Source organism: Pseudomonas sp. LBUM1662 (assembly GCF_059695915.1).
In genome coordinates, this window is the sequence record NZ_CP166793.1 from 2,685,915 (window position 1) to 2,704,264 (window position 18,350).

The following is an 18,350-nucleotide window of genomic DNA, read 5'->3' on the forward strand; positions in this document are numbered from 1 at the left end:
TATGCACGTCACGCTTTTACTCGCGGACCAATGTTCCGCCGCCAGCGCCACCATGGCCCTGGAAGTGCTCAGCGCCGCCAACCTGTTCGCAGACACGGCCGATGCGCCTTTTGAGATTGTCATCGCCTCACTCGATGGCAATGATGTCGCCGCGTGGGGAGGGCAGACGTTGCGTGCGGACCTGCCCGCGGCCGCGATCTCGCGAACCGATCTGGTGCTGATCCCCGGATTCCTCTTCACCCTGAAGGATGCCTTGCCGGCGTTTTCGGCCTATGGGCCGTGGCTGCGTCAACAGCACGCCCAGGGTGCGGTGGTGGCATCAATGTGTACGGCGGCATTCATGTTGGCGGAAGCGGGCCTGCTGGACGGGGTTCGCGCAACCACACACTGGGCCTTTGCAGACCTGTTTCGTCGACGCTATGCCGAGGTTTGTCTGGAGGAGACGCAGATTCTCTGCGAGGACAATTGCGTGATTACCAGCGGCGGCGCGAGTGCCGCCATGGACCTTTTGCTGCACCTCGTGCGTCGGTTTGCCTCGTTGGATCTGGCGCAGAAATGCGGCAAATACTTGCTGGTCGACACGGTGCGCAGCGAGCAGTCGGTGTACGTCATGTGGTCTTTGCCCAAGAGCCACGGGGATGGCGATATCCTGCGGGCGCAAAACTGGCTGGAGGCACACTTCGATCAGCCGCTGTTGATTGATGATGTCGCCCAGCAATTCGGATTTGGCGTGCGCAACTTCAAACGGCGCTTCAAGGACGCCACCGGGTACACGCCGATTACTTACCTGCAAACCCTGCGCCTGGAGAAGGCCAAGCAGCTGCTTGAGGCCACGCGAATGACACTGGACAGCATCACTTACGCGGTGGGCTACGAAGACGGCAATTCATTCCGTAGACTTTTCCGACAGCGAGTGGGTTTGCTGCCGGCGGCTTACAGGAAGAAGTTTCAACCGAGTGCGAGTTGATTCACTCGCGCCGGGCCACAGATGATTTGGAGCAGGACATGAAGAAAGCCGCAGCACTCACCCTGGCCTTGGTGCTTACAGCCGGGTTGTTCAGCGCGCCTGCACAAGCGGCCGGCGATGCTGAAGCCGGCGCGACACTGTTCAAGCGGATATGCGGCGGCTGCCATCAGGTCGGGGAGTCGGCGCGCGGTTCGTTCGGGCCGCAACTCAATGGCATTTTCGGACGCCCGTCGGGTAGCACCACGGATTATCAGTATTCCGACGCCATGAAATCGGCCGGCATTGTCTGGACTCGCGAAACCCTGACTGCGTACCTCGAAGCACCCAAGAAAGTGGTCCCCGGCACCCGCATGATTTTCTGGGGGCTAAGCGATCCGGAAAAGATCGAAAACCTGTTGGCGTACCTTCAGACCTTTCAGCCGCAATAGGGCTTCCAGACGAATTGCCAAGGATAAAAACATCGATGCAACGAACCACCTCGCGATTGCTGTTAAGGCCACCTCGAGCCGAAGACCTGGCCAGCCTGTTTGCTATCTACGGCGACCCTGCCACGAACCAGTACAACCCGGCCGGGCCTTTGACCCTGATTGACCAGGCTGAAACGCTGCTGGAAGACTGGATCCGCCACTGGGCCGTTCACGGTTACGGACTGTGGACCATCGCCACCCGTGCAGCTCCCGATTGTGTCATTGGCTTCGGCGGGATTGGTTTGCGAAAGTTTGGCGAAGCCGAGCGGCTGAACCTCGGTTATCGATTGGCCGTGACTGCTTGGGGCCAAGGCTATGCGACCGAGTTGAGCAGGGCAGCGCTTGAATACGGATTCGATGAACTGAAGATGCCTGAGATTTTTGCGCTGGTCAGGCCTGCCCACGTCGCCTCGATAGGCGTGCTGGAAAAGATCGGCATGCAACATGTCGAGGTGCTGGACGATGTACCGGGACAGGCGCCGAGTCTTGTTTACAAGATCAGCCAATCCCTGAGTTGACTTCGATGTGTCAGGGGTAGACTCTTGGTTTCGATGATTTTCAGAGTGTTAACTTGAATGTTTATTCTGAATATAAACCCCAGTCATTGTTTGATCTGATAGTTGTTCCTGGGTTTGTACTTACATGAGGTAGGTGCAATCAACAAATGGAAGTGAAGTTACTCACTTCCGGGAGGCAAGGATGCACGGCAAAGTTACTTCTATTTCTTCAATTCGTTGTTTGATTCGTCATCAGTGCGAGCGGCTTTGCTCGAGTGGTTTCGCCTGCGCCACTCGACTACCTACGCGTAAATTCTGCTCAGTGAAGTGCACATTCAGTTTGCGATAACCCGCCCTCATGGTTTGCATCGCGTGTAGCGGGATACGTATAAGCGTTGAATAATAAAACGGAGAGGTCATGGCCAATCACTACCGCGAACTGCTCGCAACCCCAGGCGTCATAGGGTTGGTGATCGCGAGCTCCATTGCCCGTTTGCCCCAGGCAATGATCGGTATCGGCATCATTATCATGTTGGTGCAGCAGACAGGTCTTTATTGGCTGGCCGGTTCGGTCGCGGGCACTTTTACATTAGCGAACGCGCTGATCGGCCCACAAGTATCGAAACTTGTTGATCAGCGGGGACAGAGTCGGGTTCTGCCTCTTGTCACGGCCTTCAGTGTCGGCATGTTACTGGCGCTGATACTTGCGGTGTATATGAGGGCGCCGTCGGTCCTGCTTTTTATTCTTGCGGCACTGGCGGGCACTATGCCCAGCATGCCCGCCATGATAAGAGCGCGCTGGGCACAGTTGTTCCGTGGCAAGCCGCAATTGCATACGGCCTTTTCCCTGGACACTGTTATCACTGAGCTGGCCTTTATCATCGGCCCACCCCTGGCCATTGGTTTGAGCACCCGTTTCTTTGCCGAAGCCGGACCGCTGGTTGCGGTCTTGTTGCTGGTCATCGGTGTGACGGCTTTTCTGCTGCAACGGCAGACCGAACCGATGGTGGTCGTCGGCGGCAGGAAGAGTGCAGGTTCGACCCTGCTGATCCCCGGCATTCGCACCATCGTCCTGGCGCTGCTGGCAATGGGGGTGATTGGCGGGTCAATCGATGTGGCGGTTGTGGCCTTCGCCAACGCGCAAGACTGGCCAGCGTCTGCCAGCTTCATCCTCGCGGCCTATGCGCTCGGCTCAATGATCGCGGGCCTGACGTTCGGCGCCTTGAGGTTTTCCTTGCCGATTGAAAAGCAGTTCTTCGTTGGGGTCCTGGTCACGGCCGTCACCGGCGTACTGCCGATGTTCTCACCGGACGTCTACATCCTCTCGGGGACGCTGTTTGTGGCCGGCATGTCATTTGCGCCAACGATGGTCGTCGTCATGAACCTCGGTACGATCATTGTTCCACCGTCCCGGATCACCGAAGGGCTGACGTGGATGACCACCGGCATCAGCATCGGCGTAGCGCTCGGCGGCGTACTGGCGGGCCTGGTCATCGACGTCTATGGCGCGCGGGCAGGGTTCGGTGTTGCCATTGTCGCAGGGATCGTCATGGTGGTGATCGTGCTGCTGGGCATGCCTAAACTTCGCGCCACGTCAGCGGTCTGCGCCGAGCCGGGCTTCCCGTAATCAGCAAGCTAGAATGATCATTCACTCCCCTAGGTTGGAGAACCAGAATGGTCAGCAAAAACACGATTTGCCTCTGGTACGACGGCGCCGCGCTGGAGGCCGCGACGTTCTACGCCAAGACGTTTCCCGACAGCGCCGTGGGCACCGTCCTTCGCGCACCTGATGACTATCCGGCGGGCAAGCAGGGCGATGTGTTGACGGTCGAGTTCACGGTGATGGGTATTCCTTGCCTCGGCCTGAACGGGGGCTCGGGGGTCAAGCACAATGAGGCGTTTTCGTTCCAGGTGGCGACCGACGACCAGGCCGAAACGGACCGCTTGTGGAACGCGATTGTCGGAAACGGCGGCCAGGAAAACGTCTGCGGCTGGTGCCAGGACAAATGGGGATTGTCGTGGCAGATCACGCCCCGCGTCCTGACGGACGCCATCAACAACCCCGATCAAGCAGCGGCCAAGCGCGCGTTCAACGCCATGATGCAGATGGGTAAAATCGACGTCGCGGCGATTGAAGCGGCTGTTAGGGGTTAACCCGGCTTGACGTTACCGCGCCAGTTGCTCCACCAGCTCAGGCGTCACGTAGTGCGGTCCGTCGAACAGGTACAGCGGGTAACCGTTGTAGGCCGCCAATTGCGGCTTGAGCTCGGCGGCGGTCGCGGAGCGGAATCCGCCACCGAAGTTGGGCCGGAAGGCTTCGACGATGATTCGCACCCGGTCTTTGCCCAGACGTTGGCGCAAGGCGTCGGCGTAGGTCCTGGCGACCGGTGCGGTGCGGGCGTAGACACCGACGCCGTCCTGGAAGAACACGCCAATGTCATTCGGCAGCCACTGTTTGAGCCATTCGGCGGTGGCGGCAGGGCCGATGTTGGCGCCGTCATACACGCTGATCCACAACGGTCGCGGTAGCTTGGCCAGCAGGGCGGGCAGCTCTTTGGCGCGGGTCCAGCTGGGGTCGACTTCGGCGGGGAAATACCAGCCAGTCACGTGCAACGGCGTCGGCAATTTGGCGATGCGTTCCGAGACTGCAGCCAGTTGCTCGATGTTGTCCCGTGAGCGGTTTTCGCTGAAGTAGCCGGCCAGCCCGACAATCACATCCTGGGCCCAAGGTTCCTTGGCGATGCGTGCCCAATTCGGCAGGACCGGTACGACGGGCAGGCCGGTGCCGGGGATGAAGGCCTGATCGTCGACGACGGTCCACTGCACCAGCAGCTCACGGGCCCCCAGTTTTTCCCAATGGCCATTGATGCCGACGGTTTTGTTGTCCGGCTGCCAGACGATGCCGACGATCCCTGGTGTCTGGGCCTTTTTTTCCGTCACGTAGAGCACGCCCGTCCCGGTGCCGAGAATGACGGCAAACAACAGACCTGCGATGGTCGCGCGACTGGCGGTGTAACCAAGAATGTTCACGGAAGGGCCTTGTTGATGCGCTGATGCCATTGGCTCAGCGAGGTGACGCCTTTGGCGCTCCAGTTGGCTGCGGCATCGGGGCCGAGGTGGAATTGGCCCTCGTTGAATTGCCAGACGATCACTTGCGGTTTGTGTTGGGCAAAATCCGCAGACTCCAGGTATTGCAGCAGCGTAGCCCATGGGCCGACATCGCCGGGATTCCAGGTCAAGGCGACGGGACGGTCCAGGGCATTGGAAAGCTTTTGCGTAAAGCCCAGGTAAGGCTGGACAAAGCTGTTGCCGATCACCTGAACCGGTGCCGGTGCGTCATCGATCAGCAAGTCGTTCTGTGCCTGGTGGCGAACGGTGTAGATGTCGCGACCAATCGATTTGCGCTTGATGGCCGGCAGGAAATTGCTCGCCAGATCACCGAACGCGCGTCGGTCGAACCACTCGCCCAGCGCCGCGCCACCGCCGGGTTCGCCTTGCAGGCGGTAACGCTCGGTGATCAGTTGCGCCGTGGCGTCAGCGGTGTTCTCCGCGCTCCAGGCCGTCCAGTGGTAGTCGGCGCGGTAAAACGCAGTCTGTTTGCCGTGTTCGGTGCGTTGCAGGACGGGCTTGATGTTCAGCGTGGTCAGGCCTGCCTGAGTCAGGTCGCTCTGCAAGTGCTCGTAGCGCTGCATCACGGCCGGGCTCAAGGGCTGATTGACGGGCAGACGCGCGGCATAAAACGGCGCTTTCATCGGCACCACCAACACAACCAGGCCGATGTGTTCGGCTTGCAGTTGCTGCTGGAGTTGTTTCACCAGAGCAATGTTGCGGGCCGTGCCGGGGTTATCGACCTTGCTCAGGCTTTCCCAGGCAGGGAACAGCCAGCCACCTTCACCGGTAATGACCGCCGAGGCCGCTTGAACGCCGGAGACTGACAGACTCAACAACAAACCGGCGATCACGGCGGGAACCGGCAAGCGAGATTTCAAAGGAAGGGTCATGGCGCAGTCTGGTCGACAAGGCCGATCAGGCGTGGAGCCTGTCGGGAGCCGACCAGGAACAGGCTATAACGGTCGCCGGCCTTGAAGGGCGCCAGCTTGAACGGCAGGCTGTTGTTCTGTTCGCAACTGGCAACCAGCGTCGCTTGCACCGGGTTGATCGTGCGCTGGGCCTGGCCGTTGAACGGCACCTGATTGAACACAGGAGCATGGTTAGCCAGTTTGACCCCGGCCTTTTCGCAACCGTTGGCCAGGTTGTAGACGTTGAGTTCGGCGCGCAGGTCTTTGCCGCGCAGCGGTGGGTCGATGACCAGGCGGGGTGCCCGTGCCGGGTCGCTGTCGAGAATCAGCGTGACCCACGCACTTTTTGGTGCGCTCAGGCCTTTTATCTCGAGACCGTTGACGGTCACTTGCAGCGGCTGCCGCGAGTCCACGATCTGAAACGGACTGGCCACGGTGGCCTGGGCGGAAAGGGCGAAACTCGCGCCCTGGCCGACCTGGACCTGCATGGCGGTGTCGGAGGGGTTGACCACTCGCACCCAGGCCGAACCCTCGGGCAGTTTTGGCGCGTACAGCTGGGCAATTTCAGGGGCGGCGTTTGCCCACATCGGCATCAGGCCAAGCCCCAGCCACAAACAGAATCGAATGTTCATGCAAGTCCTCAATAGGAATAAGTCAGGCGACCGAAGACACCTTGAGCGCGATCATCGCCCAGTACCTTGACGCGGTACTGCAGGGAGAAGTCGACATAGGAGCGGGGCGCGTTGTACGCATCTTCGCGGAACCAGTAGCGGACGTTGTTGCCGACACCAATGCCACCGGCCTTGCCGGACGATGAGTCCGAGTTGCCGTCGGAGTCGGTCCCGCTGTTCATCTTCGAGTCGTAATCGAACGCGGCCACTACATGGGGGAACGTCACCCAGCGCGAGCCCGTGCCACCGATGGCATAGCTGCGACCGACCTGCCATTCGCTGTTGAAATAGTCCCGCGAGTCGTTGACGTAATGCCCGGCCTCGGCGAACAACTGCGAAGTCCACCAGCTGGAAGCATCCACACGCAGGTCGGTCCCGACGCTTGCGCCATAGCCCAGACGCAGCAGCCAGTCACCGTCGACGTCCGACGATCCCAGAGGGAACGTGCGCTCGACGGCGGCCATTACGTTCAGCGACGTGAAGGGTTTGACCCGCACACCCACCGCGCCTTGCAGCGCATCGAAACCGGTGTCCGAATCGCTGTTCTTGCTCCACAGCGTGTCGGTGACGCGGCCGTAGAGTTCGACAAAACGTGCGTTGCGGTAGCCCAAAGGGCGCCATGACAGTTCGGTGCTGTTTTGCAGGCTGTCATTGCTGCTACTACCGCCGCTCGGCGCTGAACTCAGACCACTGCTGGTGCTGTTGCCGCGATAGCTGGTGGTGTTGGTCAAACCCCAGGTGCGCGACACATCGGCGACGGCGCGACGGGTGTCGAACAGCTGTTGCGCAGGCATGTCCAGTTCACCGGCATTGTTGGCGTCGATGACGCGCTTGAAGTAGCTGACGGCTTGCTCGTCTTCGTTGACCCGCATGGCGTTGTAGGCGGCATCCTGCGTGGCGGTCGGCGTGAGTCGGGTGTCGGCATCGGCCTTGCGGAACGATGCGTGGGCACCTTCATCGTCGCCGGCCTGGACCGACAAATAAGCGATTTGCAGGTCGCTCATCGCTTCCAGTTCGCCGGTGTCCCGCGCTTGTTGCAGGCGTTCGCGCGCGGTTCGGCGCTGGCCGATCGCGCTATACAGACTGGCTTCTTCGTAAGCGGGCAAGCTGCCCAGCGCCAAGGCCTGGGTAAAATCCTGGCGGGCCCCGGCGTCGTCACCTGATTGCTGGCGCAGACGACCGCGTTGGGCCAGCAGCCGCGCGTCATCGCCGGTCAGCTTGAGGCCTTCGCTGGCGGCCGCGATGGCTTCGGGTACTCGTTTCTGGTCACTCAGGGCGCTGACGAGCAACCGTCGGTACGCCGGATTCTGCGGCGCACGGGCAATGGCTTCGTTGGCCAGGAGCACCGCCGAGGCGGGGTCCTTGCCGGCGAGGGCGGCGTAGGCCTGACCGGCCTTGTCGGTACCGCCGTCGCGTTGGTTGCCCGGCCAGATATCGCAGACCAGGCCGAAGGCGGTTTCCTGACAGTTCAGGGCCGGGGCCGGGAACTGGGCGACAGTGTTCAAACCATTGTTTTTTTGCCTGAGCGCCATTCGCGCGGCGGTACGTCGGCGGGCCACTTCACCGCCTTCGTCGTCGGCCAAAGGTTGCAGCTGATCGATCGCCTGCTGAGGCTCACCATGGGCCAGCGCGGCATCGGCGGCGAAGAATCGAATGTCACGGGTTTCCGTTTCCAGCAGACCGTCGATGGCCAGGGCGTGATTCAGGTCAGCCTGGGCCGCCGCTGTTTTGCCCTGACGATCAAGGGCGTAGCTGCGCAGAATCCACGGTGCGATTTCGCCATCGTCCTGAGCCAGTGCGCCGGACGCGGCCAGCTCGGCCCCTCGGTAATCCTTGGCCGCGAGCAGGGCGCTGATCAGCAGTTGCTGATTGGCGCCGATCTCCGGTGCCCAGGCAACGGCTTTCCTGGCCCGGTCCACGGCCAACGGCACTTGGCTTTGCTCCAGGGCGCGATAACCCTCGACTGCCAGCGGCGCCGCCAATTGCCGACGAATCGCTTCGCGACGCATCAACAACGTGTCGTCGTCCGGAAACACGGCCAGTGCCTGAGTGGTGGCCTGATCCGCTTCCTGCAGATGCTGTTGACGCTGCAGCGACTCGATCAGCAGCAGTCGATAATCCATGCGCTTGGGTGCCTGAGCGATGGCTTTGCGTGACGCCTGTGCCGCCGCGCCGAAATCGTCGCGATCATAGGCCTTGAAGGCCTGGGCCGCGGCACCGAAACCCGGCGCCTGACGCGACTGCGGGTAGCGCTTGGGATGATCGCGCAGGTCCTTGTCGCGTTGCGCCAGCACGATCAGCGTGTTCAAACGGGTGATGTCGGCGCGCTGACGCAACGCTTCGCGAGCCTTGGCGATGGCCAGGTCGTAGTCTTTGCGCTCGTAGGCGCTGTAGGCCTCGTTGGCGGTGACATAGGCCGGGCCGGTCAACGGCAATGGCAGCGTCTCGGCATGAGCCAGCGCGGGTATCAGGCTCAGCCCTGTGGCCATGAGGGTCAGCAAGGGGCGGTTCATGCCGGAAGCTCCGCAGGGTAGTGGCTGTGCTGACGTGCCACGGCCTTTTCGATGGTGGCGCGGGGCAGCACGCCGCTGTCGACCAGATAGTCGCCGATGCGTCCGTGACGCTGCGGGCGGTACTGCAACATCGCGCGGTTGAACACATCGCGATCCAGCAGGCCCATTTCAATCAGCAGGTCACCCAGCAGCGGCGCGCGGGCATCCGGTACCGACTGGCCTTCGCGCACGTTCAGCAGGCGCAACTGCGCGACGATTTCGCTTTCTCGGGCAATCAGCTGCACCGGTTCGCTGCCCAGCACTTCGCTGACTTGTTGCAGACCTTCGGCCGGCAACGGACTGGCCACGGCCAGTTGTGCTCGGCCGTCGGCATTCACACCCACCGGCACCACACGCCAGCGCAAAGCGAATTCATCGTCCAACGTCAGGGTCGATGCCTGTGCCTTGTGGGCCACGTCGAACACCCGCGGCAGGTCGTTCTGGAAAGCGATGGCTTCGGCCAGCGTCTCGTCATCCAGCCAGCCATTGCTGAGCAAGATCCGCCCCAAGGGCATGTGCCGGGTTTTCTGTTCGGCGAGGGCGCTTTGCAGGTCGGTTTCGTTGATCGCTTGCCATGACAGCAACACGCTGCCCAGCTTGCGCGGTGCGACCGCGACCAGATCGGTGGACGGGAAGTCGTGCATGGTCTTGTCCCACACCAGTTTGCGGTTCATGACCTTGCCGACCAGAAACATCCGCCAGGCCCGTGACGCGGCCATGAAGTTGACGAAGTTGCCCACCACCATGCGCGGGATCGACAGCAAACCGTGCTGCCAGCCGTACAGCACGGTGGTGAAATAGCAGCGGTGCGCAATGCGCCAGGCCAGTGCGACACCGTTGGCCAGCAGCAGGTAGTAGATGAAGCCGTTGGTTTCGAACGGCGTCGGGAAGCTCACGTTCCACAGGCCGCTCTGGCGCAGGATGATCAGGCCCAATAGCTGCACCAGAATCACGTAGGCGATGATGCTGACGAACGCCGTCACCACGCCTTTGCGGTCACGAAACAGCAAATAGCGGTTGGCCAGCGAGCCGTTCCAGCCCATTTGTTCCCAGCCTTGCAGGCCGATGCCCAGGGTCCAGCGGGCCTTCTGGCGGAACGCGGTGCGGAAGGTGTCGGGAAAGAATTCGCGCACGCACAACGGCATCTTCAGGGTCGATTCGTAAGGCTTGCGAAACCAGGATTTGCGCAGCACGCGAAACTGCACCGGGAAGCGCACGAAGATCGCGTTCATGCCGACTTTGGCCAGGCGTGCGCCGACGTCGTAGTCCTCGGTGAGGCTGTCGGTGTTGAACGGCTGGTTCTGGGTTTCCCCGGCCAGTACGCGCAGGGCCCGATGGGAAAAACAGGTGCCGACGCCAGCGGACGGTACCGTGTCGGTCATGCTTTCACGCACCACCAGGTCCTTGCCGTGCCATTCGGCAAATTCGTCCATGTAGGTGCCGGCCACCCATTCGTACCAGTTGCGCTCCAGCGACACCACGGGCAACTGGATCATGTCCTTGCGCGGCAGCAAGTAGTTGAACAGACGCAATTCCATCGGGTGCAGCACGTCTTCGCTGTCGTGTAATACGACGCCAGCGAAGGTCATGCCGTGGGTTTTCTCGTGCAGGAAGATCGCCTGGATCACCCAGTTCAGGCAGTCGGCCTTGCAGGTCGGCCCGGCATGCGGGACTTCCACGCGATGCAACTGCTTGTAGCGCCGACGCATGCGTTCGACTTCATCGATGGTGCGCTGGTCGTTGATGTAGGTGCCGACGAAAACCACATAGTTCTGGTAATCGAGGGTCGACACCATGTTTTCGATCATCGGCGCGATGACGTCATATTCCAGCCAGGCCGGGACCATGATTGCCAGCGGCTGTTCATCCCGGGCCATCAACTGCTCGGCGGTCAGCGGCCGGTATTTCCGGTCCGCGGTGAACTTGCGAAACAGGCGACGAGACCAGTACCACAGGTCAATGAACAGGTCATCCAGGCTGGAGATCAGGATCAGCACCGCGACCACAATGGTCGAGATCTCCAGGAAGCTGTAGTAGTGGGCCAGCCAATAGGGCCAATAAAGCGACGTCATCGAAGGGTTCCGTTACTGGCGATTGCGACGGGCGTTACGGCCAGCCAGCAACAGGATGAGAACCAACAGGATGCCACCCGGAATCAGCCACAACAGCGACGGTGTCCGCCAGGCGTCGAGGCCCTTGGGTTCTTCGTTGTCGATCAATTGGCTGCCGCTTGGATCTTGAGTGTCGAAAGTGGTCAGGGCACCGTTGTCGTCGAGGATCGCCACGTCACCGCGGGTCAACAGAATCTGTTTGGCGAAGCGTGGCGTGTCATTGCCCAGGGCGCGATAGACCATGCCGTGCTGGCCACCGGCATCCACCACTTGCAGCGAGGCCAGGTGGTTGAGGGGATGCACGTCAAGCAACACTTGATCCTTGTGATTGATGCGCAGACGCCCCTGTTCATCGACCTGCACCGACTCCTTGCTGTCCTTGATCGGCAGTTCGAAGGCGAGGAAGGCCTTGTCCTGCGTGACCGAGGCGTTCGGGTCAGTGACGACCTTCAATTGCGCGCGCAGCGGCGAGACACCAGCGGCGTCGGCGACCGAAATCACCTGCGGCAAGCTGCTCGCCGGATGTTCGAGGTAGGCCCGCGGCACGAGGATTTGCGTGTCCTCGGCAAAGCGCGCGGCCATGCCGGAGAAGTCATTACCCAAGGCGGTTTTTTCCAGCACGATGTGGCTGGTCGGCAGCACCGACACCGGGAAGGCTTGTGGCGTTTCCAGGCAGCGATCACTCACTGGCTGACGCTGGAACGACACGCGCAGCACGTTGGTCGCGCCCACGGCGTAACGCGGGATGCGCGCTTCGATGCGTTGCTTTTCACCGTTGGCCACCAGCTGCTGCGCGCCAATCAGGTAGTCATTGAGAAACAGCGAGGCCACGGGCGCAGTGTCCGAAGCGCCGGGCGCGGCAGATACGTCGACCACAGCCTTCACCGGCAAGCGACCGTCGTAAGCCACGCTGCCCAGAGGGAATGAAGTGCTCCAGTCAGACTTGGCCAGCACGTCGATAGCGCCGGTATTGCCGCCCAGGCGCGACAGGGCAACACGACCGTCGGTGCTCAAGGGCATCTGCGCTTCGCTGATGGTCAGTTGGCGACTGCGTGCCAATTTGTTCCAGGCGGTGCTGAACAAGGCCAACGCCTTGCCGGTGGCATGCGGCGCGATCATCAGGACCGGGCGCGCGCCCACCAGGGCCAGGCGCACATTGTCTGTGCCGTCGGCGGCAAGGCCGGCATTGATATGTTTCTCACGCCATTGCGTGAAAGCGTTGGCCGCGGTGGCGTCGAGGCCCTGGATCTGGCTTTGCAGCGCGTCGAGGGATTCATTGACCGCCGTGAGCAGTTGCGGGTCGTTGACCGCCAGATCCGCCTGGACGTTCGGCGTCTGGCCCAATACCAGCAATGCGCCGATCTCCGCCGGGTTCGCCAACGTGTGCGGACCTTTGCCGTTGAGGCTGGCAAACGCTGGAATACCTTGCAGTTCGGCCGGAATGCGCAGGCCACTCAGGTCGACGCTGTCTTGTACGGCAGGGAAGGGCAGGATTTGACTGCGTTTGCCAATCCGTTCCAGTGCCACGCCCAGGCGCCACGCCGAATCGTAGCTTTCAGCGGATAAGGTGCCGGGCGCGACCATGATCCCCGGTTTGCCAGGCAAGGCCGTCCACGCTGCACCGACGTCGCGCAACAGGCTGGCGTCGTAGCTGTAAGTCAGGCGGGTGTCCGGTTCGATACGCAGGACGTTGCCGATGGCGCGTTCGTCTTCACACAGCACACGGGACACGATCGACGACCAGGCAATGCCCAGGCGCACCGAGCCGCTGTCCCGCGCTTTCTTGTCCACGCCCAGCGTGGCGCTGGCGTCACCCTGGGGTTCGCTGAGCCCCTCGGCGCGCACCGGATAACCGTCCAGCGACAGCAGCAGCGTGTTGCGGCCACCCTCGCCGTTGAGGTAGCTGGCGTCGAAATTCAACGTCGCATCCGTCAGCGGCACGCCTGCCGGCACCGGCAGATACAGTTCGCGGCGGGCATCGGTGGAGCCGAGGATGATCGGTGCGTCGATCCCCAGATCGCTCAAGCGCACCTCACGCTCTTGCCGGGTGTCGGCGTTGAGCCGGTTGATCGCCTGGGTGAGCGGACTGTCCGCGGCCAAGGCAAAGGTCGGCATGAGCGCGAGCAGGCTCACACCACAGGCAAGGGCGCTGAGGGCACCCGTATGGATGGCAACGGAAGACTTCATTCAGGTAGATCTCGAGCTGATAAGGGGAGGAGCGGTTGGGTTTATCGAGAGGTAAAAGCCGGGTAATTTTTCTCGGACACAGACTGTGCAGACGGGTAGTGCAGAAACTTGGGCAAGGGCTGGCCGGTCACGATGAATTCGTCCACCGGGCGGCCCATCAGGGCATCGACGATGCGCGCACTGGCCTTGCCGTCGCCGTAAGGGTTGGCGGCCTGGGAGCAACGACGCCACAGCAGGTCGTCATCGAACAGGGCGTTGACGCCAGCGATGATCGAGTCCGGCGAGGTGCCGACCAGGCGCACGGTGCCGGCCGCGACAGCTTCCGGGCGTTCAGTCACATCACGCATGACCAGCACCGGTTTACCCAGGGACGGCGCTTCTTCCTGCACGCCACCGGAATCGGTGAGGATCACATGGGCCCGTTGCATCAGGCGCACGAAGGCCAGGTAGTCCAGCGGCTGGATCAGGTGCACGTTAGGTAGATCGCCCAGGTGCTCGGTGACCGGGCCCATGACGTTCGGGTTCAGGTGCACCGGGTAGACGATCTGGATATCCGAACGCCGGGCCAGATGGCTCAGGGCCTTGCAGATGTCCAGGAAGCCTTCGCCGAAATTTTCCCGACGGTGCCCGGTCACCAACAGGACCTTGCGGCCGGCCTGCAGGAACGAGAACTGTTGATCTAGACTGGCACGCAGGTCGGCGTCCTGCTCAATGCGCCGTGCGGTCATTTGCAACGCATCGATCACCGTATTGCCGGTGACGAAAGTGCGGCCTTGCAGGCGTTCGTCGAGCAAGTTCTGGCGCGACTCGTGGGTTGGCGCAAACAGCATGTCCGCCCCCAGGTCGATGCAGCGACGGTTCATTTCTTCCGGCCACGGGCTGTAGATATCACCGGTTCGCAACCCGGCTTCCACATGGCCGACCGGGATGCGTCGATGGAACGCCGCCATCGCAGCGACCATGGCCGAAGTGGTATCGCCATGCACCAGCACCCGGTCCGGGCAGGTCATTTCCAATACCGGATCGATCGCGCCGTAAAGCGCCGCCGTCAGCGAGTTGAGCGTTTGGTGCGGCGTCATGACATCGAGGGTGTAATCGGCCTTCAGGTCGAACAGATCCAGCACCTGTTTGAGCATGCTTTGATGTTGGCCGGTGATGCATATCTGCGAATCAATGCCAGGTTCCGCAGCGAGGGCTTTGACTAACGGCGCCATCTTGATGGCTTCTGGACGGGTACCGAAGATCGAAAGGATTTTAATCCTTGAATGATGGCGAGCGATGATGTCTTCCTCGCGCAGTTTGAGTGCGCAGCACAATGCAGGCCCAAGTTTTATTGAGACTTGAGCAAGCTGTGTTATCTGAATTTTGATTAATACCGGGAGATCAGCGTGAGCGCTGATGATCACTTCATGTGAGAGGGTGTATCGCCTGTAAACCCGGAAGCGGCGGGATTATTAGCATCGAAGGGAAATGTTTTAAAGAATTATATGAGGTTATTTATTTAATAAATAAGTTTGAAACTTTTGTAATGATGGTCTGTCTTTTTTGGGTTTTGTATTTTTTAAGAAGTTTTTGTTTTTGTCGTTTTATTAATCGTAAGCTATTGTTTTTTATGTATTTAATTATTTTTTGTCCGTTCGTCGATATGTGTGAATTATTGGCTGGGTATAGCAGTCGCGATCGGTGGTATTTGCGTTATGGTTTTGTTGAAAGTCAGTCACTTAACTGACGCCTGAATAATGTCACGATACACTGGATATTCTTTTTGAACTAATAAAGTTTCTTGTGAGTGCGCGGTCTCTCAATAGTAGTGGGTGGAGTGTTCTGTTGCTCAATATGAACTTCATCAACGGACTTGGCGGCTGATACTGGCCAATTGTCGATCCCCCATTTATGTCGCAAGTGCGGGCGCCGTCTGACTCGCTGCCCCCAGGTTATTCAGCAGCCATTCGACGAAGCTTCGTGCCAACGGATTGTTCTCGCTGTCACGGTGCGTCAGCAGCGCCCAGTTCGGACCGCGAATGGTGTCTTCCACCAACGGTTGCAACAATCCGCTGTCGCGCGCTGGCCGACTCAACAGTTGGCTGACCAGTGCGATACCGAGCCCCGCGCACGCCGCGTCCAGCAGCAGGCCGGGATCGGAGAAATTCAGCCCCTGATCCTTCTGGCCGACATCAATGCCAGCTTCCACGGCCCAGTGGCTCCAGTCCATTTCGCGCTCACCGTGAAGGGTGGTGCGTTGTTCAACGGGCACCGCCAACAGGTCCGGGTGACACGCCGGGTAGAGGCGGTCGGCGTGCAGCACCTTGAAGCTGCACTCGGCCTGGGAGCTGATGTCGTCGCGCACCGCGAGGTCGATGGTTTGGGTCGTCATGTCCGGGACTTCATCGGTGCTGAAAATCCACAAATCGACTTCCGGATGCTGTCGGCGAAAATCCCCCAGCCGTGGCAGCAGCCAGTGACGGGCAAATGTCGGCGTGGTGTTGAGCACCAGTTGATTGGGTTTCTGATATTGGCCGAGGCGACGAATGCCGACCGCCAGTTGCTGCAATAACGCCTGCGTGGTGCTGAGCAGATCGTGACCGGCATCGGTCAGGCTGACACTGCGTCCGCTGCGAAAAAACAACGGCTGCTCAAGGTACGTCTCAAGCGTGCGGATCTGCTGGCTGATGGCCGACTGGGTCAGGTGCAACTCGTCGGCAGCCTTATGAAAACTGCCGAGGCGGGCAGCGGCTTCAAAGCCGCGAAGGGTACTGAGCGGAGGCCAGTGCTTGAGCATATCGATAAGTTCCTCTAATCACTTTTCTACAAAATCCATCGTTTGTTGGCCTTGTTTTACGGCCGTAGCATGCATGCCAAGACCGCGAAGGCAGTTTTCATTGAACACAATGACTTAACTAAAGGGTGCTTGTCATGCAGCAGAACGAACTTCAAAACAGTGGCTGGTGGATGCCGGCAGAGTGGGTGAAACACGCCGCGACCTGGATGGTCTGGCCGCACAATCAGGCACTTTGGGAATCGGGCTGGCGTGTCACCTTGCCGTTGGTGCAGGAAGATTTCGCCCGGGTGGCCAACGCCATCGCCCGCTTCGAACCGGTGAAAATGGTGGTCGATCCATCGGCAGTCGCCAGTGCTAAAGCGTTGTGCGGACCCAACATCGAATTGATCGAGTTGGCCGTGAATGACAGCTGGTGCCGTGACTCCGGCCCGAGCTTCGTCTGCCACCCGCAACACAGCCTGGCCGGTGTGAGCTGGCGTTTCAACGCGTGGGGTGGCAAGTCGGCGCACGACCTCGACGAAAGCCTGGCCCGCCGCGCACTCAATCGCCTCGGCGTGCCGTGTTTCGGCACCCCGCTGAGTAACGAAGGCGGCGCGATTCATGTCGACGGCGAGGGCACGCTGATCACCACCGAATCGGTGCTGCTCAACCCCAATCGCAACCCGGGCATGACCAAGGCTGAGATCGAGGAAATTTTCACGCGGCTGCTGGGCGTGAAGAAAACCATCTGGCTGCCGGGTGATCCGGACTACGTGACCGCAGACGTGACCGACGGCCACGTCGATGGCGTCTGCGCCTTCGCCCGCCCCGGTGCGTTGCTGGTGGACGCCACCCACGACAAACAGTCGGTGTATGCCGAGGTTGCACGGGAAAACCGTCGCGCGCTGGAACTGGCCACCGATGCCCAAGGACGCAAGTTCGAACTGATCGAGCTTTATGAAGCCTCCGAGGCTGTGGACACCGAAGCCGAAGTGTTCTGTGCCTCGTACACCAACTTCTACATCGCCAACAACGCGATCATCATGCCGGCCTATGGCATCGACGCCGACAACGCGGCGGCCGAAATATTGGCTCAGGCGTTCCCGGGACGTGAGGTGGTGCCGGTGCGGATTAATCACTTGGCCCATGGCGGCGGCGGGGTGCATTGCATCACCCAGCAGCAACCAGCCTGGCCAGTGCAGGGGTGATGCCATGACTCTGTTGACGATTGCCACCACCCAGATGCCGTGCACCTGGGACTTGCCGAAGAACCTCGATCAGGCCGAGCAGTTGGTCCGTGAGGCGGCGGCGAAGGGCGCTCAGGTCATCCTGTTGCAGGAGCTGTTTGCCACGCCGTATTTCTGCATCGAACAAAGCCATCAGCATTTGGCGTTGGCCGAAGAATATCGATACAGCGGCGTACTCAAACGCTTTGCTGCGTTGGCCAAAGAGTTGGGGGTGGTGTTGCCGCTGAGCTGGTACGAGAAGGCCGGCAATGCCTACTTCAATTCCTTGAGCGTGGCCGATGCCGACGGGCGCTTGCTGGGGGTGTATCGCAAGACCCATATCCCCAACGCCATCGGTTATCAGGAGAAGGAATATTTCAGTCCCGGTGATACCGGTTTCCGTGTCTGGGACACGGCGTTCGGGCGCCTCGGCGTGGGGATCTGCTGGGATCAGTGGTTCCCCGAGACCGCGCGCTGCCTGGCGTTGATGGGCGCCGAAGTCTTGCTGTTTCCAACTGCCATCGGCTCTGAACCGGGCTGCGAAACCCTCGACTCTCGTGACCATTGGCAGATGACCATGCGCGGGCATGCCGCTGCGAACATCCTGCCGGTGGTCGCGGCCAACCGCGTCGGCCGTGAAGTGGCGACCACCGATCCAGAGTTGCAGATGAGCTTTTACGGTTCATCGTTCATCTGCAACCACAAAGGCAAATTGCTCGCCGAGGCCGACCGTGACAGCAGCGGCGTGCTGGTGCACAGCCTCGACCTGGCCGCCATGCGCGAAGAGCGCCTGAGCTGGGGCATCTACCGCGACCGTCGCCCGGACATGTACGGGGCGTTGCTGAGTCAGGACGGTCGTCACCTTCATGCACGCTGGAACACTCAAGGAGTCTGA

General features: G+C 60.7%; 15 protein-coding genes. 7 read left to right on the forward strand and 8 right to left on the reverse strand.

All coding sequences use genetic code 11. The features are described 5' to 3' along the window. Position 1 precedes the first annotated feature (1 nt). The 5 genes from ACA049_RS12085 to ACA049_RS12105 all read left to right on the forward strand — a co-directional run bounded on the left by ACA049_RS12085 (position 2) and on the right by ACA049_RS12105 (position 4,085). Positions 2 to 967, forward strand: a complete 966-nt coding sequence (locus ACA049_RS12085; protein WP_497335673.1) for a GlxA family transcriptional regulator — start codon at positions 2 to 4, stop codon at positions 965 to 967. 38 nt (positions 968 to 1,005) lie between these two features. Next, the gene (locus ACA049_RS12090) at positions 1,006 to 1,395 is read left to right on the forward strand and encodes a c-type cytochrome (RefSeq protein WP_497335675.1); all 390 of its coding nucleotides are present in this window, start codon (positions 1,006 to 1,008) and stop codon (positions 1,393 to 1,395) included. A gap of 35 nt (positions 1,396 to 1,430) precedes the next feature. Next, positions 1,431 to 1,952, forward strand: coding sequence for a GNAT family N-acetyltransferase (locus tag ACA049_RS12095; RefSeq protein ID WP_497335677.1), 522 nt, complete (start codon positions 1,431 to 1,433; stop codon positions 1,950 to 1,952). A 397-nt stretch (positions 1,953 to 2,349) separates the two neighbouring features. Beyond that, on the forward strand, positions 2,350 to 3,558 hold the full coding sequence (locus ACA049_RS12100) for an MFS transporter (protein WP_497335679.1): 1,209 nt from the start codon (positions 2,350 to 2,352) through the stop codon (positions 3,556 to 3,558). A gap of 47 nt (positions 3,559 to 3,605) precedes the next feature. Then, positions 3,606 to 4,085 (forward strand): VOC family protein, encoded by a 480-nt coding sequence (locus tag ACA049_RS12105; protein ID WP_497335681.1) that lies wholly within the window; start codon positions 3,606 to 3,608, stop codon positions 4,083 to 4,085. A 12-nt stretch (positions 4,086 to 4,097) separates the two neighbouring features. On the opposite strand, the gene ACA049_RS12110 is transcribed toward ACA049_RS12105, so the two are convergent. The 8 genes from ACA049_RS12110 to ACA049_RS12145 all read right to left on the reverse strand — a co-directional run bounded on the left by ACA049_RS12110 (position 4,098) and on the right by ACA049_RS12145 (position 16,250). Then, positions 4,098 to 4,901, reverse strand: a complete 804-nt coding sequence (locus tag ACA049_RS12110; protein ID WP_497336833.1) for an alpha-amylase family protein — start codon at positions 4,899 to 4,901, stop codon at positions 4,098 to 4,100. Between the two features lie 56 nt (positions 4,902 to 4,957). Then, complete coding sequence (locus ACA049_RS12115; RefSeq protein ID WP_497335683.1) at positions 4,958 to 5,932, reverse strand: alginate O-acetyltransferase AlgX-related protein; 975 nt, start codon at positions 5,930 to 5,932, stop codon at positions 4,958 to 4,960. Next, positions 5,929 to 6,582, reverse strand: a complete 654-nt coding sequence (locus ACA049_RS12120) for an alginate O-acetyltransferase AlgF (protein WP_497335685.1) — start codon at positions 6,580 to 6,582, stop codon at positions 5,929 to 5,931. The genes ACA049_RS12115 and ACA049_RS12120 overlap by 4 nt, the downstream gene beginning before the upstream one ends. 8 nt (positions 6,583 to 6,590) lie before the next feature. Next, positions 6,591 to 9,134, reverse strand: coding sequence for an NfrA family protein (locus ACA049_RS12125; protein WP_497335687.1), 2,544 nt, complete (start codon positions 9,132 to 9,134; stop codon positions 6,591 to 6,593). Continuing rightward, entirely contained in the window at positions 9,131 to 11,245 is a 2,115-nt protein-coding gene (locus ACA049_RS12130) for a glycosyl transferase family protein (RefSeq protein ID WP_497335689.1), read from the reverse strand. The genes ACA049_RS12125 and ACA049_RS12130 overlap by 4 nt, the downstream gene beginning before the upstream one ends. 12 nt (positions 11,246 to 11,257) lie before the next feature. Continuing rightward, positions 11,258 to 13,471 (reverse strand): hypothetical protein, encoded by a 2,214-nt coding sequence (locus ACA049_RS12135; protein WP_497335691.1) that lies wholly within the window; start codon positions 13,469 to 13,471, stop codon positions 11,258 to 11,260. A gap of 41 nt (positions 13,472 to 13,512) precedes the next feature. Next, entirely contained in the window at positions 13,513 to 14,751 is a 1,239-nt protein-coding gene (gene wecB / locus ACA049_RS12140) for a non-hydrolyzing UDP-N-acetylglucosamine 2-epimerase (protein ID WP_497336835.1), read from the reverse strand. A gap of 611 nt (positions 14,752 to 15,362) precedes the next feature. Then, positions 15,363 to 16,250 carry a LysR substrate-binding domain-containing protein gene (locus ACA049_RS12145; protein WP_497335693.1) on the reverse strand — a complete coding sequence of 296 codons (888 nt, stop codon included), beginning with the start codon at positions 16,248 to 16,250 and terminating at the stop codon, positions 15,363 to 15,365. A 134-nt stretch (positions 16,251 to 16,384) separates the two neighbouring features. Here ACA049_RS12145 and ACA049_RS12150 point away from each other — a divergent pair, with 134 nt between their 5' ends. Then, the gene (locus ACA049_RS12150; protein WP_497335695.1) at positions 16,385 to 17,437 is read left to right on the forward strand and encodes an agmatine deiminase family protein; all 1,053 of its coding nucleotides are present in this window, start codon (positions 16,385 to 16,387) and stop codon (positions 17,435 to 17,437) included. 4 nt (positions 17,438 to 17,441) lie between these two features. Continuing rightward, on the forward strand, positions 17,442 to 18,350 hold the full coding sequence (gene aguB, locus ACA049_RS12155) for an N-carbamoylputrescine amidase (protein WP_497335697.1): 909 nt from the start codon (positions 17,442 to 17,444) through the stop codon (positions 18,348 to 18,350).

Coding starts and splice junctions, on each gene's coding strand:
- ACA049_RS12145 (WP_497335693.1), bottom strand. CDS start 16,250: ATGCTCAAGCACTGGCCTCCGCTCAGTACCCTTCGCGGCTTTGAAGCC.
- ACA049_RS12085 (WP_497335673.1), top strand. CDS start 2: ATGCACGTCACGCTTTTACTCGCGGACCAATGTTCCGCCGCCAGCGCC.
- ACA049_RS12130 (WP_497335689.1), bottom strand. CDS start 11,245: ATGACGTCGCTTTATTGGCCCTATTGGCTGGCCCACTACTACAGCTTC.
- ACA049_RS12100 (WP_497335679.1), top strand. CDS start 2,350: ATGGCCAATCACTACCGCGAACTGCTCGCAACCCCAGGCGTCATAGGG.
- ACA049_RS12150 (WP_497335695.1), top strand. CDS start 16,385: ATGCAGCAGAACGAACTTCAAAACAGTGGCTGGTGGATGCCGGCAGAG.
- ACA049_RS12090 (WP_497335675.1), top strand. CDS start 1,006: ATGAAGAAAGCCGCAGCACTCACCCTGGCCTTGGTGCTTACAGCCGGG.
- ACA049_RS12115 (WP_497335683.1), bottom strand. CDS start 5,932: ATGACCCTTCCTTTGAAATCTCGCTTGCCGGTTCCCGCCGTGATCGCC.
- ACA049_RS12105 (WP_497335681.1), top strand. CDS start 3,606: ATGGTCAGCAAAAACACGATTTGCCTCTGGTACGACGGCGCCGCGCTG.
- ACA049_RS12095 (WP_497335677.1), top strand. CDS start 1,431: ATGCAACGAACCACCTCGCGATTGCTGTTAAGGCCACCTCGAGCCGAA.
- aguB (WP_497335697.1), top strand. CDS start 17,442: ATGACTCTGTTGACGATTGCCACCACCCAGATGCCGTGCACCTGGGAC.
- ACA049_RS12125 (WP_497335687.1), bottom strand. CDS start 9,134: ATGAACCGCCCCTTGCTGACCCTCATGGCCACAGGGCTGAGCCTGATA.
- ACA049_RS12135 (WP_497335691.1), bottom strand. CDS start 13,471: ATGAAGTCTTCCGTTGCCATCCATACGGGTGCCCTCAGCGCCCTTGCC.
- ACA049_RS12120 (WP_497335685.1), bottom strand. CDS start 6,582: ATGAACATTCGATTCTGTTTGTGGCTGGGGCTTGGCCTGATGCCGATG.